Origin of the sequence: uncultured Microbacterium sp. (genome assembly GCF_945952435.1) — a bacterium.
Lineage (GTDB): Bacteria > Actinomycetota > Actinomycetes > Actinomycetales > Microbacteriaceae > Microbacterium.
Map to the genome: position 1 here is coordinate 54,483 of NZ_CAMFHZ010000013.1, position 15,902 is coordinate 70,384.

The 15,902-nt window shown below is 69.3% G+C and carries 14 protein-coding genes and 2 riboswitches; of the genes, 2 read left to right on the plus strand and 12 right to left on the minus strand.

What is annotated here, in order from left to right:
- Positions 1-9: 9 nt before the first annotated feature.
- Genes Q0P88_RS08650 through Q0P88_RS08660 form a run of 3 tightly spaced genes read right to left on the minus strand, consistent with a single transcriptional unit; the run spans position 10 to position 1,553 of the window.
- Complete coding sequence (locus Q0P88_RS08650) at positions 10-492, minus strand: histidinol dehydrogenase (protein WP_295013127.1); 483 nt, start codon at positions 490-492, stop codon at positions 10-12.
- Between the two features lie 9 nt (positions 493-501).
- A complete protein-coding gene (locus Q0P88_RS08655) occupies positions 502-816 on the minus strand; it encodes an AzlD domain-containing protein (protein ID WP_295013129.1) in 315 nt (104 codons plus the stop codon).
- On the minus strand, positions 816-1,553 hold the full coding sequence (locus Q0P88_RS08660) for an AzlC family ABC transporter permease (RefSeq protein WP_295013131.1): 738 nt from the start codon (positions 1,551-1,553) through the stop codon (positions 816-818). The genes Q0P88_RS08655 and Q0P88_RS08660 overlap by 1 nt, the downstream gene beginning before the upstream one ends.
- A 65-nt stretch (positions 1,554-1,618) precedes the next feature.
- Here Q0P88_RS08660 and Q0P88_RS08665 point away from each other — a divergent pair, with 65 nt between their 5' ends.
- Positions 1,619-2,167 (plus strand): helix-turn-helix domain-containing protein, encoded by a 549-nt coding sequence (locus Q0P88_RS08665; protein WP_295013133.1) that lies wholly within the window; start codon positions 1,619-1,621, stop codon positions 2,165-2,167.
- Positions 2,168-2,229: 62 nt separating this feature from the next.
- Here Q0P88_RS08665 and typA read toward each other — a convergent pair whose 3' ends face one another.
- Entirely contained in the window at positions 2,230-4,140 is a 1,911-nt protein-coding gene (gene typA / locus Q0P88_RS08670) for a translational GTPase TypA (protein ID WP_295013135.1), read from the minus strand.
- A gap of 150 nt (positions 4,141-4,290) precedes the next feature.
- Between typA and Q0P88_RS08675 the strand changes: the two genes are divergently transcribed.
- Positions 4,291-5,088: a CPBP family intramembrane glutamic endopeptidase gene (locus Q0P88_RS08675; RefSeq protein WP_295013137.1), complete on the plus strand. Its 798-nt coding sequence runs from the start codon at positions 4,291-4,293 to the stop codon at positions 5,086-5,088.
- Between the two features lie 55 nt (positions 5,089-5,143).
- Here the strand turns inward: Q0P88_RS08675 and Q0P88_RS08680 are convergent, their stop codons facing one another.
- The 8 genes from Q0P88_RS08680 to gcvT form a co-directional block, all read right to left on the minus strand.
- Complete coding sequence (locus tag Q0P88_RS08680) at positions 5,144-5,725, minus strand: PH domain-containing protein (protein ID WP_295013140.1); 582 nt, start codon at positions 5,723-5,725, stop codon at positions 5,144-5,146.
- Complete coding sequence (locus Q0P88_RS08685) at positions 5,722-7,404, minus strand: ABC transporter ATP-binding protein (protein ID WP_295013142.1); 1,683 nt, start codon at positions 7,402-7,404, stop codon at positions 5,722-5,724. Before Q0P88_RS08685 ends, Q0P88_RS08680 begins: the two co-directional genes overlap by 4 nt.
- The gene (locus Q0P88_RS08690) at positions 7,401-8,342 is read right to left on the minus strand and encodes an ABC transporter permease (protein WP_295013144.1); all 942 of its coding nucleotides are present in this window, start codon (positions 8,340-8,342) and stop codon (positions 7,401-7,403) included. Before Q0P88_RS08690 ends, Q0P88_RS08685 begins: the two co-directional genes overlap by 4 nt.
- Entirely contained in the window at positions 8,335-9,261 is a 927-nt protein-coding gene (locus Q0P88_RS08695) for an ABC transporter permease (protein WP_295013147.1), read from the minus strand. The genes Q0P88_RS08690 and Q0P88_RS08695 overlap by 8 nt, the downstream gene beginning before the upstream one ends.
- 101 nt (positions 9,262-9,362) lie before the next feature.
- Positions 9,363-10,991, minus strand: coding sequence for an ABC transporter substrate-binding protein (locus tag Q0P88_RS08700; RefSeq protein ID WP_295013149.1), 1,629 nt, complete (start codon positions 10,989-10,991; stop codon positions 9,363-9,365).
- Positions 10,992-11,199: 208 nt separating this feature from the next.
- A complete protein-coding gene (gcvP, locus tag Q0P88_RS08705) occupies positions 11,200-14,070 on the minus strand; it encodes an aminomethyl-transferring glycine dehydrogenase (protein WP_295013151.1) in 2,871 nt (956 codons plus the stop codon).
- Between the two features lie 2 nt (positions 14,071-14,072).
- Positions 14,073-14,450, minus strand: a complete 378-nt coding sequence (gene gcvH, locus Q0P88_RS08710) for a glycine cleavage system protein GcvH (RefSeq protein ID WP_295013153.1) — start codon at positions 14,448-14,450, stop codon at positions 14,073-14,075.
- Positions 14,447-15,565 (minus strand): glycine cleavage system aminomethyltransferase GcvT, encoded by a 1,119-nt coding sequence (gcvT, locus tag Q0P88_RS08715; RefSeq protein ID WP_295013155.1) that lies wholly within the window; start codon positions 15,563-15,565, stop codon positions 14,447-14,449. The genes gcvH and gcvT overlap by 4 nt, the downstream gene beginning before the upstream one ends.
- Positions 15,566-15,615: 50 nt before the next feature.
- Positions 15,616-15,741: riboswitch (glycine riboswitch) on the minus strand.
- Between the two features lie 67 nt (positions 15,742-15,808).
- Positions 15,809-15,902, minus strand: a riboswitch (glycine riboswitch).

Sequence of the window (15,902 nt, forward strand, 5' to 3'; positions counted from 1 at the left end):
CGCTCCAGTCTACGACCCGTCGGCGACGCCCCCGGCGATCCCGGGCGCCGATGGGGCCCCGTCGGCCCGTTCCTGCTGAAGACGCCGGATGCGCGAGAAGTCCGGCCAGGCGACGACGAGCAGCACCATCGCCGCGACGGTCCAGCTCCACACCACGCCGAGCACGTCGTTCGGGACGATGACCGATCCCCCGGGCCCCGTGCCGGAGATGACGACCATCCCGCCGAGCATGCCCAGCCCGGTCGCCAGCGCGCCCGCACGGTCGCGCAGGAGCAGCCGCACCGCCAGGAGCATCCCTCCGCAGGCCAGGACGCCGAGCACGATCCCGACGGCGCCGGACCCGAGCGTCGCGGCGAGAACAGGGGTCTTCGCGATCCAGGGCACGGCGCCGAGCGAGGACGCGTGCGCGACCGTGGTCGCCAGTCCGAAGACGACGCCGACGACGAAGAGGGCGATCCACGAGAGGACTCGGAGGAGGAGACGGCTAGGCACCCGAGAAGACTACGCGGCCCACCCCAGAAGGCGCAGGGCGGCGGCCACCACGGCGGCGGCCACCACCACGGTGAGGAATGAGCGGCGCAGCCACAGCAGCCCCGCGGCGACGAGCACGGCGGGCACTCTCGCGTCGAGGACGACGTGCGGCCCGTTCGCGAGCGCCTGGACGGCGACGAGCGCAGCCAGCAGCGCCACCGTGAGCAGGTCCGTGATCCGCGCGGGGCGGGGGGCCTCGAGCGCCGACGCGGGGACGAGGTAGCCGATGCCCTTGAGCGCGAGGCAGCCGATCGCGGCGAGGAGCACGGCGTTCCAGAGCGTCATCACGCCGCCTCCGCACTCGGGAGCTCGCGCGATCCGAAGAGGTTGAACCACCCGACCACGACCGCGACGAGCGCGGCGACGAGCACGGGAAGTCCCGGAATCAGGACGGGGGTGAGGAGGGTGGCCACGGCCGCCGCCGCGACGCCGACCGCGATCGCCTGACGCCTCCTCAGACGCGGCCAGAGCAGCGCGAGGAACGCCGCTGCGGCGGCCGCGTCGAGGCCGTAGGCCTTCGGATCCCCCAGCACGTCGCCGAGGAGCGCGCCGAGCAGGGTGCTGAGGTTCCAGCCGAGATAGATGCCGATGCCGGTGATCCAGAACCCCGCGGTGCGGGCGCGCGGGGAGGGCTGGGCGAGCGCGACGGCGGTCGACTCGTCGATCGTGAACGGCGCCGCCGCGGCCCTGCGCACCGCTCCGCGCCCGATGACCGGGGACATCCTGATGCCGTAGGCGACGTTGCGCACACCGAGCAAGAGGGCCGAGGCGATCGCAGCCGGTGCCGCGGCGAGTCCTCCGGCGTCGATCACCCCGACGAACGCGAACTGCGACCCGCCCGTGAACATCACGAGGCTCAGCACGCAGGTCTGCCAGACGTCGAAGCCGCTGGCCACGGCGAGGGCCCCGAACGAGATGCCGTAGGCGCTCGTGGCGACGGCGACGCCGAGCGCCTCCTTGCGCGCGGCGCGGACCTCGGCCTGATCGTCGTCGGGATCGACCGTTCGCTCAAGTGAACGCATGGCGATCATTCTGAACGGTCCGACTTCGTCTGTCAAACCGAACGGACGTTTGGAATACTGTCCGTATGGACGACCTCCGCACCCGCATCTCTCGCTCCCTCCGTCGTGAGCGGGAGGCCCTCGGCCTCTCCGTCTCCGAGCTCGCCCGGCGGGCGGGCGTGTCGAAGGCGACCGTCTCGCAGCTCGAGAGCGGAACGACCGGCCCCAGCGTCGAAACGCTCTGGGCGATCGCCGACGCGCTGGGCCAGCCGTTCGCGACGTTCGTCGAGGAGCGCGTCGCGTCCCCGACGCTGATCAGGGCGGACGCCCGCACCGGGGTGCCCGCCTCGGCCGCGCCCTACGTCGCGACGCTGATCTCCGCCTGCCCGCCGGGCGCCCGTCGCGACCTCTACGTCCTGCACGCCGAGCCCGGGGCTCCGCGCCGATCGCTCCCCCACCAGGCCGGCACGACCGAGCACGTCGTGCTTCTCTCCGGACGCGCCCTCGTGGGACCGGCCGACGCGCCGGAGGAGCTGCTCCCCGGCGACTACCTGCTCTATCCGGGTGACGCTCCGCACGTCTTCGAGGCGCGGGAGCCCGGCACGTCCGCGGTGCTCGTCTCCGAGCTGCGCTGACGCCGCTCCGACGCCGACGGCCCCGCCTGCCGAAGCAGAACGGGGCCGTCGGAGGAAGGGGATCAGGCGCCGGCGTCCTGGCGCTTCTGCCGCGAGGCCTCGCGGCCGCGAACCGTCGCGTCCAGGATGACCTTGCGGATCCGGACCTTCTCCGGCGTCACCTCGACGCATTCGTCGTCACGGGCGAACTCGAGGCTCTCCTCGAGGGTCAGCAGGCGCGGCGGGGTCATCGACTCGAAGTTGTCGGCCGTGGAGGAGCGCATGTTGGTGAGCTTCTTCTCCTTGGTGATGTTGACGTCCATGTCGTCGGCGCGCGAGTTCTCGCCGATGACCATGCCCTCGTAGACCTCTTCGGTCGGCTGCACGAAGAACGACATGCGCTCCTGCAGGGCGATCATCGCGAACGGGGTCACGACGCCCTGACGATCCGCGACGATCGAGCCGTTCTGGCGCGTCGTGATCTGGCCGGCCCAGGGCTCGTAGCCGTGCGAGATCGCGTTCGCGATGCCGGTGCCGCGGGTGGTCGTGAGGAACTCGCTGCGGAAGCCGATGAGACCACGGGACGGGACGATGAACTCCATGCGCACCCAGCCGGTGCCGTGGTTGGTCATGTTCTCCATGCGGCCCTTGCGGTTCGCGAGGAGCTGGGTGATCGCGCCGAGGTGCTCCTCCGGCGTGTCGATCGTGAGGTGCTCGAAGGGCTCGTAGGTCTTGCCGTCGATCTTCTTCGTGACCACCTGCGGCTTGCCGACCGTGAGCTCGAAGCCCTCGCGGCGCATGTTCTCGACGAGGATCGCGAGCGCGAGCTCCCCGCGGCCCTGCACCTCCCACGCGTCCGGACGGCCGATGTCCTGGACCTTGAGCGAGACGTTGCCGATGAGCTCGCGGTCGAGGCGATCCTTGACCATGCGCGCGGTGAGCTTGTGCCCCTTGACCTTGCCCATGAGCGGGGAGGTGTTGGTGCCGATCGTCATCGAGATCGCGGGGTCGTCGACCGTGATGGCCGGCAGCGGACGGACGTCCTCGGGATCCGCGATCGTCTCGCCGATCGTGATGTTCTCGATGCCGGCGATCGCGACGATGTCGCCCGGGCCGGCCTCCTCCGCCGGGTAGCGCTCGAGGGCGCGGGTCTTGAGCAGCTCGGTGATGCGGGCGTTGCTCGTCGAGCCGTCGCCACGCACCCAGGCCACGGTCTGACCCTTCTTGAGCGTGCCGTTGAAGACGCGCAGCAGCGCGAGGCGGCCGAGGAACGGCGAGGAGTCGAGGTTCGTGACCCAGGCCTGCAGCGGCGCCTCGTCGTCGTAGGCGGGGGCCGGGACGTGCTCGAGGATCGCCTCGAAGAGCGGCTCGAGGTTGTCGTTGTCGGGGAGCGACCCGTTCTCGGGGCGCGTGCGCGAGGCGGCGCCGGCGCGGCCCGAGGCGTAGACCACCGGGACGTCGAGCAGGGCGTCGACGTCGAGGTCCGGCACGTCGTCGACGAGGTCGGATGCGAGGCCCAGCAGCAGGTCGTGCGCCTCCTCCTCGACCTCGGCGATCCGCGCGTCGGGACGATCGGTCTTGTTCACGAGCAGGATGACGGGGAGCTTGGCCTCGAGCGCCTTGCGCAGTACGAAGCGGGTCTGCGGGAGCGGGCCCTCGCTCGCGTCGACGAGCAGCACGACGCCGTCGACCATGGACAGACCGCGCTCGACCTCGCCGCCGAAGTCGGCGTGGCCCGGGGTGTCGATCACGTTGATCGTGATGGGCGTGTCGGTGTGCTCGCCGTTGTACGTGATCGCCGTGTTCTTGGCGAGGATCGTGATCCCCTTCTCGCGCTCGAGATCGTTCGAGTCCATCGCGCGCTCCTCGACGTGGGAGTGCTCGCCGAAGGAGCCGGTCTGGCGCAGCATGGCGTCGACCAGCGTGGTCTTGCCGTGGTCGACGTGCGCGACGATGGCGACGTTGCGGAGATCGGAACGGAGGGCGTGCGCCATGAAGGTGTCCAATGCAGATGGGGTTCCGCCCGGGATTCCGGACTCTTCAGGATACATCACCGCTCCTGGACGAGGCCCGGGCGACGGTCACCCGGTCCGGCGCGACGGGGCCCGCAGGCGGATCCGGCCCCGCCCCCGTACGCTCGTCGCATGAGGATCGCGCTGCCGCTCCCCCCGCCGGATGCCCCGTCGCGGGCGCGCATCGGGTGGGAGGTCGCGATCGTGCTCGCCCTCGGCCTCGGCCAGTCGGCGGTGTATGCGATCGTGCAGCTCGCAGACCGGCTCACGCAGAGCACTCCGCTCGCGGATCAGTCCACCACGCTGAACCCGTCCCAGTCGTCCCGCGAGGCCTTCGACCTGATCTACCAGCTGCTGGGGATCGCGTTCGCGGTCGTCCCCGTGCTACTCGTGTGCTTCCTGCTGTGGCGGAGGACACGACCGCATCTGGGCGCCCTCGGCCTTGACGGCACCCGGGTCGCCCGGGACAGCGGATGGGGCCTCGTCCTCGTGCTCGCGATCGGGATCCCCGGGCTCGGTCTGTACGTGGCCGGGCGCCTTCTCGGCTGGTTCGTCGCGGTGGATCCCGGTGCGCAGAACGCCTACGGGTGGACGATCCCCGTGCTGCTGCTCTCCGCCGCCCGCGCCGCGGTGCAGGAGGAGTTCGTCGTCCTCGGCTACCTCTTCGCGCGCCTGCGCCAGCTCGGCGCGGGCCCCTGGACCATCGTGCTGTCGACGTCGGTGCTCCGCGCGAGCTATCACCTCTACCAGGGGCCTGGGGCCTTCGTGGGCAACCTCGCGATGGGGCTGCTCTTCGGCGCCCTGTTCCTGCGCACCGGACGTCTGCTGCCGTTCCTCGTCGCGCACTTCCTCATCGACGCCGCCGCCTTCGTCGGCTACCCCCTGGCCGCGGGACTGTGGCCGGCGCTCTTCGGCCTGCCCGCGCACTGAGGGCCGGCGCAGCGAGGCGCCCCTGGGGGATCTCCGAGATCCCGCGACGGAGCGGTCAGCGGGTCACGGCGACGGCGATCGCCGCCCACACCACGATCACGACGAGGGCGATCAGCGCCGGCCAGTCCCAGGTGCGCCGGATCGGGGCGTCGGCCGCCGACCCGGTCGTCGCGGGCGGACCCTCGGTCGCCGCCTCCCACCGGGCCTGGATCTCGGTGAAGTCGCGCAGGCTGGACGGCACCTTCACCGCGTCGCCCTTGGACATCCGCGGGGATCGGATCCGTCCCGGGCCTCCCCAGCAGGACAGCTTCCGGCCGTCGTCGAGGAGGAAATCGAGCTGCCAGCGCAGGTCGAGTTCACGCACCCGATGCCAGCCGAACGTCGTGCGGCGCAGGACGTTCTGCACGAGAGCGCCGTCGTCGTCGACCCGCACCTTCGAGACCACGCTGATCTCGTAGACGAGCCAGAGCACCAGCAGCATCCACGGTGCGTACAGCAGCATCAGCCCCCAGCTCCCGCGGATCACGGCATCGCCGAGCAGGAACACGGAGAGCACCGCGCACACGATCAGTACGACGATGCCCGTGGGCGTGCGGTAGGTCCGCGCGCCCACGGGCATCTGATCGGAAGAGCTCACGCGCTTCGACCGCCCAGGGTGATCGAGGCACCGGGGATCGCCTGGAGCAGGCGCTCGGTGTACTCCTGCTGCGGGTTCGCGAAGATCTCGTCGACAGTCCCCTGCTCGACGACCTTGCCCTTCTCCATGACGCAGACGAGGTCGCTCGACACGCGGACGACGGCGAGGTCATGGGTGATGAACAGATACGTGAGATCGAGCTCGCTCTGCAGCTCGGCGAGGAGCTGCAGCACCTGGTCCTGCACCAGCACGTCGAGCGCCGAGACGGCCTCGTCGAGGACGACGATGTCGGGCTTCAGCGCGAGCGCACGGGCGATCGCCACGCGCTGACGCTGACCGCCGGACAGCTCGTTCGGATACCTCGTCGCCAGAGCGCGCGGCAGCGAGACCTGGTCGAGGAGCTCGAGCATCCGCTCCCGGCGCGATGCCTGATCGCCGATGCGGTGGATGTCGAGCGGCTCGATGATCGTGTTGCCGATGTTGCGCAGCGGATCCATCGACCCGTAGGGGTCCTGGAAGACCGGCTGCATGCGGCGACGCATCGCGAACGACTGGGCGAACGACAGACGGGACACGTCGTGGCCGTCGATCTCGATCGTCCCCGCCGTCGGCTCCTCGAGCTTGAGGACCATCTTCGCAACGGTCGACTTGCCCGATCCGGACTCCCCCACGAGCGCGAGCGTCTTGCCTCGCGGAATCTCGAAGGACACGTCGTCCACGGCCCGGAACGGCACGCTACGGAACTGCCCCTGACGGATCGAGTAGTCCTTCGTCAGACCCGCCACCCTGACCGTCGGCGCCGCCGTGGCCAGATCGGCCTCGGTCTGCACCCCGCGGTCCTCGACGAGGGTCTGGATCCGCTGGGAGGCGACGCTCGGCGCTGCCGCGACCAGCCGGCGCGTGTAGGGATGCTGCGGGTTTTCGAGGATCTCCCGGCTCGGCCCCGACTCGACGATGTTGCCGTTGTTCATCACGATGATCTTCGAGGCCCGCTCTGCCGCGAGTCCGAGGTCGTGAGTGATGAGCAGCACCGCCGTGCCCCGCTCACGCGTGAGCGTCGCCATGTGATCGAGGATCACCCGCTGCACGGTCACGTCGAGGGCGGAGGTCGGCTCGTCGGCGATGAGGAGCTTCGGGTCGGCCGCGAGACCGATCCCGATCAGCGCCCTCTGCCGCATGCCACCGGAGAACTGGTGCGGGAACTGGTGCAGCCGATTCTCGGCGTCCGCCAGACCCGCCTGCTTCAGCACCTCGATCGCACGCTCCTTGACCGCGGAGCGCTTCGTGGCGATCCCGTTGGCCCGGATGGCCTCCTTCACCTGGAAGCCGATCGACCACACCGGGTTGAGGCTCGCCATCGGATCCTGCGGGACGAAACCGATGTCCCGTCCGCGGACGTGCTCGATGCCTCGCCGGTCCAGTTCGGTGAGCTCGCGCCCGTCGAGCGTGATCGACCCCTCGGTGATCCGGCCGGTGCCCGGCAGGAGGTTGATGATCGCCGTGGCGGTCGTCGACTTCCCCGACCCCGACTCGCCGACGATCGCCACCGTCTCACCGGCGTAGACGTCGAACGAGACGCCGTGCAGCACCTCGCGGAGACCCTCCTGGCCCTTGAACGCGACTTTGAGGTCGCGCACGGTGAGCACGGGCGCCTGGGTGTTCTGTGCGGGAGTGCTCATCGCAGGGCCCTCGCCTTCGGGTCGAGGGCGTCGCGGATCAGCTCGCCCAGGGTGACGAATGCGAGCACCGCGAGGGTGAGCGCAATGGACGGGTAGATGAGGGCCATCGGCGCGATCTGCAGCGCGGCCTGGGCCCCGCTGATGTCGTTGCCCCAGGAGACCACGTCGCTGCCCAGTCCGACGCCGAGGAACGACAGCGTGGCTTCCGCCACGATCGCCGAGGCCAGGCCGAGGGTCGTGACGACGAGCAGCGGAGCGATGGCGTTCGGGATCACGTGGCCGACGAGGATCCGGAATCGGCCGAGACCGAGTGCCTTCGACGCCATCACGTAGTCGGCCTGCTTCACCCGCAGGATCTCCGCTCGCACGACGCGCGCGGTCGAGGCCCAGGCGAACCCACCGATGGCCAGCGCGAGCGTCCACACGTTGCGGAAGTCGTGCAGGACCGTCATGACGACGATCGCGGCCAGGATGTACGGGATCGCGAAGAAGATGTCCCCGATGCGCGAGAGCAGCGAGTCGACCCATCCTCCGTAGAAGCCCGCGATGGATCCCATGATGAGACCGATCACGGCGCTGAGCAGCGTCGCGATACCACCCACGGCGAGCGAGGTGCGGGCACCCCAGATCACGCGGGAGTAGATGTCGCAGCCCTGGAAGTTGTAGCCGAGGGGGTGGCCGGCGGCCGGTCCCTCGTTGCTGAACATGAGGTCGCACTTGGTCGGGTCGAACTGCGCGAACACCTGCGGCGCGATGGCCGCGATGAGGAACAGCAGGGCCAGGACCGACGCGATCCAGAACAGCGGACGACGGCGCAGGTCGCGACCGGCGTCCCGCCACAGGTTGCTCGGCTTCTCGCCGATGCGGACGGCGTCGACCGAGATCGTCTCGGTCTCGACCGGCGCGACGTAGTGCGCGGTGTTGGTGGGCTCAGGCATAGCGGATCCTCGGGTCGAGCAGGCCGTAGAGCAGGTCGATGACCAGGTTGACCAGCACATACAGGATGACGAACACGGTGACGAAGGAGACCACGGTCGGTCCCTCGCCGCGCACGGCCGCCTGGTACAGCGTGTTGCCGACGCCGGGGACGTTGAAGATGCCCTCGGTGACGGTCGCGCCGACGAGCAGCACGCCGAAGTTCGTCGCGGAGTTCGTGATCACGGGGATCAGCGAGTTGCGCAGCACGTGCACGGGGATGACGCGGCGGCGCGGCAGTCCCTTCGCGTAGGCGGTGCGCACCCACTCCTGGTTCAGGGTGTCGATCGTGGAGGAGCGCATGAGGCGCATGCTCACGGCGAACAGGCTGAATCCGAGGACGAGCGCCGGCAGCCACAGGCCGCCCCAATCGTTGTCCGCGCCGACCGTCGGACTGAACCAGCCCAACTGCAGGGCGAAGAAGTACTGCGCGATGAAGCAGAGCACGAAGATCGGGATCGACAGCGCGATCAGGGCGACGATGAGCGACACGTTGTCGAAGATCTTGCCCTTGCGCAGCGCCGCGATCGTTCCGATGATGATCGCCAGCGTGAACTCGATGCCGATCGCCATCACGGCGAGACGTCCCGTGACGGGGAGCGTCTCGGCGAGGACTTCGGACACGGGTCGTCCGGAGTACGTCACGCCCAGGTTCCCCTGGAAGACGCCGGTGATGTAGTACCAGTACTGCACGATGAACGGGTCGTTCAGGTGGTACTGCTCGCGGAGCGCCTGCACGATGGCCGGGTTGGGCGTGCGGTCTCCGAAGAGGGCGAGGATCGGGTCGCCGGGCATGGCGAACACGAGGAAGTAGATGAGCAGAGTGGCTCCGAAGAAGACCGGAATCACCTGCAGCAGACGTTTCAGAATGTATCCGAGCATCCGCCGTCCTTTCAAAAGAGGGGAAGCCTCGAGCAAGGCTACAGCGACAAGCCGCGAGGCGGTGACGTCGCCGTCACCGCCTCGCGGGTATCACACTGGCGTTACTTGGCAGCCTTGGTGATCTGGTAGTACAGCGGAACCGAGTTCCAGCCGAACGTGACGTTCTGCACGCTCGTGCCGTAACCACCGGTCACGTTCGAGTACCACAGCGGGATGGCCGGAAGGTCCTTGAACAGGATCTCCTGGGCCTTCTTGAAGTCCTCGAGCTGAGCCTTCGAGTCGGCGTTGCCGATACCGTCCGAGATCTCCTTGTCGAAGTCGGCGCTGCTGTAGTCACCGTCGTTCGAGCCGGCTCCGGTCGCGTAGAGCGGTCCGAGGAAGTTGTACATGCCCGGGTAGTCGGCCTGCCATCCGGAGCGGGCGGCCGTCTTGATCGTGCGGTTCGTGACCTCGGTGCGGATCTGCGCGAACGTCGGGTAGGGCGCGCCGGACGCGTCGATGCCGAGGGTGTTCTTGATCGAGTTGGTCACCGCGTCGACCCACTCCTTGTGGCCGCCGTCGCTGTTGTACGCGATCTGGAAGCTTCCGCTCCACGGCGAGATCTTGTCGGCCTGCGCCCACAGCTCCTTCGCCTTGGTCGGGTCGTACTTCAGGACCTCGTTGCCGGGGATGTCGCCGGACCAGCCGGAGATGACCGGGGACGTGAAGTCCTCGGCGGGCGTGCGGGTCTTGAAGAAGATCTTCTCGGTGATCTGCTTGCGGTCGAACGCCATCGAGATGGCCTCGCGACGCAGCTTGCCCTCTTCACCGGAGAAGTGCGGGAGGAACTGGCCGATCGTGAACGACTGGAACACCGCGGCCGGCTGGTTGACCGCACGGTCGCCGAGGGTCTTCTCGAAGGTCGGAAGAGCCGTCGACGGCATCGCGTCGAGCACGTCGAGCTTGTTGCCCTGGAGGTCGGCGTAGGCCGCGTCCTGCGTGGCGTAGAAGACGATCGTCAGACCGCCGTTCTTCGCCTGGCGTCCGCCCTTGTAGTCGTCGTTCTTGACGAGGTCGATGCTGACGTTGTGCTGCCAGCCCTTGCTGCCGATCTTGTACGGGCCGTTGCCGATCGGGTTCTCGCCGAACTTCTTCATGTCGGAGAAGGCCGAGTCGGGCAGCGGGTAGAACGCGGAGTAGCCCAGACGCAGCGCGAAGTCGGAGGCCGGCTTGTTCAGCGCGATCGTGAAGGTGTAGTCGTCGACCTTCTTCAGACCCGTGAGCTCGCTGTCGGCGTCGGCGTTGTAACCCTCGATGTCCTCGAAGAAGTAGCTCGAGAGCTGCTTGTTGGATGCGAGCGCGCCGTAGTTCCAGGCCTTGATGAAGTTGTCGGCCTTGACCTCGGTGCCGTCGGTGAACTTCTCGCCCTTCTTGAGCGTCACCGTGAGGTGCTGGGGGTCCTCCGTCTTGATGGAGTCCGCCATGTCGTTGACGGGCTTGCCCTTCGCGTCGTAGTAGACCAGGCCAGCGAAGATGCTGTCGAGGATCTTTCCACCGCCGACCTCGTTGGTGTTGGTCGGGATGAGCGGGTTCTGCGGCTCGGAACCGTTGGCGGTGATGATCGCGGCCGGGTCGGCCTTGACATCGGACGTGCCTCCACCCTTGTTCGCACCGCCGGAGCAGCCGGCGAGGGCGATGACGCCCGCCGCGAGCAGTCCGACAGCCGCGAGGGCGATCTTGTTGCGCTTCACGTTGTGTCCTCCTGTGGACAGTTGACAGCAGTCTGCACGCTCATCGTCGAGCATGTAGGGATACTCGAGCGTAACCGCGATCCGGGGGTTCCGGCGAACCCGTTGCGTTAACCGTTACTCACTGGTGACCTGCACGAAACAGGCCCCGGGGACCGTCGTCCTCGGGGCCTGTTCCGTCACGATCGCGCAGGGCGCGGTCGTCCGTGCATCACAGCGCGAACGCCTCCACGGGCGGGCACGCGCACACGAGGTTGCGGTCCCCATAGGCGTTGTCGATGCGACGCACCGGCGGCCAGTATTTGCCGGCGATGAGCGCGTGCACGGGGTACGCGGCCTTCTCCCGGGTGTAGGCGTGATCCCACTCCCCCACGAGGAGCGACGCCGCCGTGTGCGGGGCGTTCACGAGCGGGTTGTCGTCGGCGGGCCAGGCCCCTGCGGCGACCTCGTCGGCCTCCGCGCGGATCTGGATCATCGCCTCGACGAAGCGCTCCAGCTCGCCCAGGTCCTCCGACTCGGTCGGTTCGACCATGAGCGTGCCCGCGACGGGGAACGACATCGTCGGAGCGTGGAAACCGTAGTCGATCAGGCGCTTGGCGACGTCGTCCACCGTGATCCCCGTCGCCTCCTTGAGCGGACGCAGATCCAGGATGCACTCGTGCGCGACCCGTCCGTGCTCGCCGGTGTAGAGCACGGGGTAGTGCTCGCCCAGGCGCGCGGCCACGTAGTTCGCCGCGAGGACCGCCGCGGCCGTCGCGTCGCGGAGCCCGTCCGCCCCCATCATCCGCACGTACGCCCAGGAGATCGGCAGCACCCCGGCGGATCCGTACGGCGCGGCGGATACCGGACCGCCCTCGAAGACGTATCCGCCCGCGTGCACCGCGCGCTGCGCCTGCGGGTGCCCCGGCAGGAACGGCGCGAGATGCGCCTTGGCGCCGACCGGGCCCACACCGGGACCCCCGCCGCCGTGCGGGATCGCGAACGTCTTGTGCAGATTGAGGTGCGAGACGTCGCCGCCCAGATCCCCGAAGCGCGAGTAGCCGAGGAGCGCGTTCAGGTTCGCGCCGTCGATGTAGACCTGGCCGCCCGCGTCGTGCACGGCCGCCGTGATGTCGAGCACGTCGTGCTCGTACACGCCGTGCGTCGACGGATACGTGATCATGAGCGCCGCGATCTCGTCCGCGTGCTGCGCGATCTTCGCGCGCAGGTCGTCGAGATCCACGTTGCCGAGCTCGTCGGTCGCGACCACGACCACCTTCATCCCGGCGAGCACCGCGCTGGCGGCGTTCGTGCCGTGTGCGGAGGACGGGATCAGGCAGACCGTGCGGTGGTCGTCGCCGTTGGCCAGGTGATACCCGCGGATCGCGAGCAGCCCCGCAAGCTCGCCCTGCGAACCGGCGTTCGGCTGCAGGGAGACGGCGTCGTAGCCCGTGACGTCGGCGAGCCAGCGCTCGAGCTGATCGATGAGCTCGAGCGTGCCCCGCGCGTCCGCCTCCGGCGCGAACGGGTGCAGCTGGGCGAACTCGGGCCAGGTGATCGACGCCATCTCCGTCGCCGCGTTGAGCTTCATCGTGCAGGATCCGAGCGGGATCATGCCGCGATCGAGCGCGTAGTCGCGATCGGCGAGGCTCTTCAGGTACCGCATCATGGCGGTCTCGGAGCGGTGCGCGTGGAACACGGGGTGCGTGAGGTACTCGTCCTGCCGGGCGAGACCAACGGGCACGGAGGTCACCGGGATGTAGGCGAAGGATCCCTCGCCCGCGCCGAAGACGGTCGCCACGGCGAGGATGTCCTCGTAGGTCGTCGTCTCGTCGGCCGCGATGCTCAGCGTGTCCGCATCGACCGGGTTCAGCAGGATCCCTGCGGCGTGGGCGGCGGCGACGAGCTCGTCGGCGCGACCCGGCACCCGCACGGTGATCGTGTCGAAGTAGTCCGCGTGGACGATCTCCGCGCCGGCCTTCTCCAGCTGCGTGGCAAGGAAGCGCGCCTTCGACGCGACGCCCGTCGCGATCTCCTTGAGCCCTTCCGGACCGTGGTAGACCGCGTACGTCGACGCCATGACGGCGAGCAGCACCTGGGCGGTGCAGATGTTGGACGTGGCCTTCTCGCGGCGGATGTGCTGCTCGCGGGTCTGCAGCGCGAGGCGGTAGGCCGGGTGGCCGTCCGCGTCCTGCGAGACGCCGACCAGACGGCCGGGCAGCTGGCGCTCCAGGCCGCTGCGCACCGCCATGTAGCCCGCGTGCGGGCCGCCGAAGCCCATCGGCACGCCGAAGCGCTGGGTGGTGCCCACGGCCACGTCCGCACCGAGCGATCCGGGAGAGGCGATGAGCGTGAGCGCGAGCAGGTCGGCGGCGACGACGGCGAGGCCGCCCGCGAGGTGGGCGGCCTCGATGACCCCGGACGGATCCCAGATCCGTCCCGACGCGCCCGGGTACTGCACGAACACGCCGAACAGCTCCTCCGGCAGCGTCTCGCCACCGGCGAGGTCCCGCTCGACGAGCTCGATGCCGACGGCGTCGGCCCTGGTCGCGAGCAGCGCCTTGGTCTGCGGGAGCGCGTCCGCGTCGACGACGAAGACGGAGGACGCGGACTTCGATCCGCGCCGCGCGAGCAGCATGCCCTCCGCCACAGCCGAGGACTCGTCGAGCATCGACGCGTTCGCTGTGTCGAGGCCGGTGAGCTCGGACACCATCGTCTGGAAGTTGATGAGCGCTTCCAGGCGGCCCTGCGAGATCTCCGGCTGGTACGGCGTGTACGCCGTGTACCAGGACGGGTTCTCCAGCACGTTGCGCTGGATCACGCTCGGGGTGATCGTGCCGTAGTAGCCCAGACCGATCATGGGACGGTTCACCGTGTTGCGGTTCGCGAGGGCGCGCAGCTCGGCCAGCGCCTCCGACTCGCTCGCGGCGGCCGGAAGGATGCTGACGCGGTCCGCCGCGGAGCGGATGGACGCCGGCACCGCTTCGCGCATGAGCGCGTCGACGGGACGCTCGTCCGCGTCCGAGGAGATGCCGATCGCGTCGAGCATCGCCCGCTGCGCGTCGGCGGTGGTGCCGATGTGGCGGTCGAGGAACGCGGTCACTCTCAGCCCTCCGTGTGCGCGACGTAGGCGTCGCGGTCGAGCAGGCCGTCGACCGCGCCGTCGGCGATCGAGACCTTGATGAGCCAGCCGCCCTCGAACGGGGCGGAGTTCACGAGCGACGGGTCATCGATCACCGCGTCGTTGATCTCGACGACCGTGCCGTCGACCGGCGCGTAGAGCTCGGAGACCGACTTGGTCGACTCCGCCTCTCCGAAGACGTCGCCGCGCGTGAGCGACGCGCCGACGGCCGGCAGCTCGACGAAGACGATGTCGCCCAGGGCGTCGGCGGCGAAGTCGGTGATCCCGATGGTGGCGGCGTCGCCGTCGACGGCGACCCACTCGTGCTCTTCGCTGTAGCGCAGGGTGTTCAGATCGGTCATTTCTTCCTCCGGTAGAAAGGCAGGGCGGTGAGGGCGGCGGGGATCTTCGTCCCCCGGACGTCGAGGAACAAGGGCACGGAGCCGTCGGAGACGGCGGGGTCGACATAGGCCATCGCGACGGGATGTCCGAGTGTGGGGCTCAGCGCGCCGCTCGTGATCTCGCCGATCACGGCACCGTCCTCGGTCACCACCGCGTACTCGGCACGACCGGCGCGACGGCCCTCGGCGGTGAGGCCGACGAGCACGCGCGCGCCCTCGGACGCCGTCACGCCGCCCTGGCCGACGAAGCGCTCCTTGTCGGTCACGACCACGCGGCCGAGACCCGCCTGCGCAGGCTTGGTCTCCCGCGTCAGCTCGTGACCGTAGAGCGGCATGCCCGCTTCGAGACGCAGGGTGTCGCGCGCGGCGAGGCCGGCCGGGACCAGGCCGTGGTCGGCCCCCGCCGCGAGCGCCGCGTCCCACAAGTCGGCGGCGTCCTCGGCGAGGACGAGAAGCTCGAAGCCGTCCTCGCCCGTGTAGCCGGTGCGGGCGAGCAGCAGCGGCCTCCCGTGGTAGTTGGCGGAGGCCCAGGCGTAGTACTTCTGGTCGCCCCAGGGAACGCTCACGTCCTCGATGCCGTCGATCGCGGCGACGATCGACTCGGCGTTCGGGCCCTGCACGGCGATGAGCGCGTACGCGTCCGAGACGTCCTCGACGCGGACGTCGATCCCGTCCGCGCGCTCCTGCAGCGCCGTGCGGACCGCATCGCGATTGCCCGCGTTCGAGATGATGAGGAAGCGGTCCTCGTCCAGGCGGTAGACGATCACGTCGTCGATGATCCCGCCGTCCTCCGCCAGCAGCAGCGAGTACTTGGCCTTGCCGACGGCCAGGGCCGAGAGTCGTCCGGCGAGCGCGTAGTCGAGGTAGTCCCCCGCGCCCGCACCCTCGACCGTGAACTCGGCCATGTGCGAGATGTCGAAGATGCCCGCCGCCTCGCGCACGGCGTGGTGCTCGGCCAGATCGGACGTGTAGCGCACCGGCATCTGCCAGCCGCCGAAGTCTGTGAAGGAGGCCCCGAGGGCCTCGTGGCGTTCGCGGAGCGGGGTGTAGCGGGGCGGCGTCGGAGTGTCGGCCATGGGTTCTCCCGTGCGGATCGGTGAGGATCCGCACGGCGCGCGGATCCGAGAACTCCCCCTCTGTCATGGGCCTGAGAGCTTCGCCGGCGCGGGGCCGGCTTTCACCGTCGGCGGATCTCGTCGCGAAGGGACAAGAGATGCAGATCCGCGAGGATCTCCTCACCAGGGTTTCGGCTCGGGCGCCTTCGGCGGCCTCGCTCAACCTGATTTCTTGCTTCGCTCGGAATCACTTTCCAGAGCGGCCGGGTCTGCGCGGTGCGGTTACCTGAGAGATTGGCGGGGAGGCTTGCTCCTTCGGTGTCCGGCAGCGATCACCGGACTCTCCCGCACGGACCAT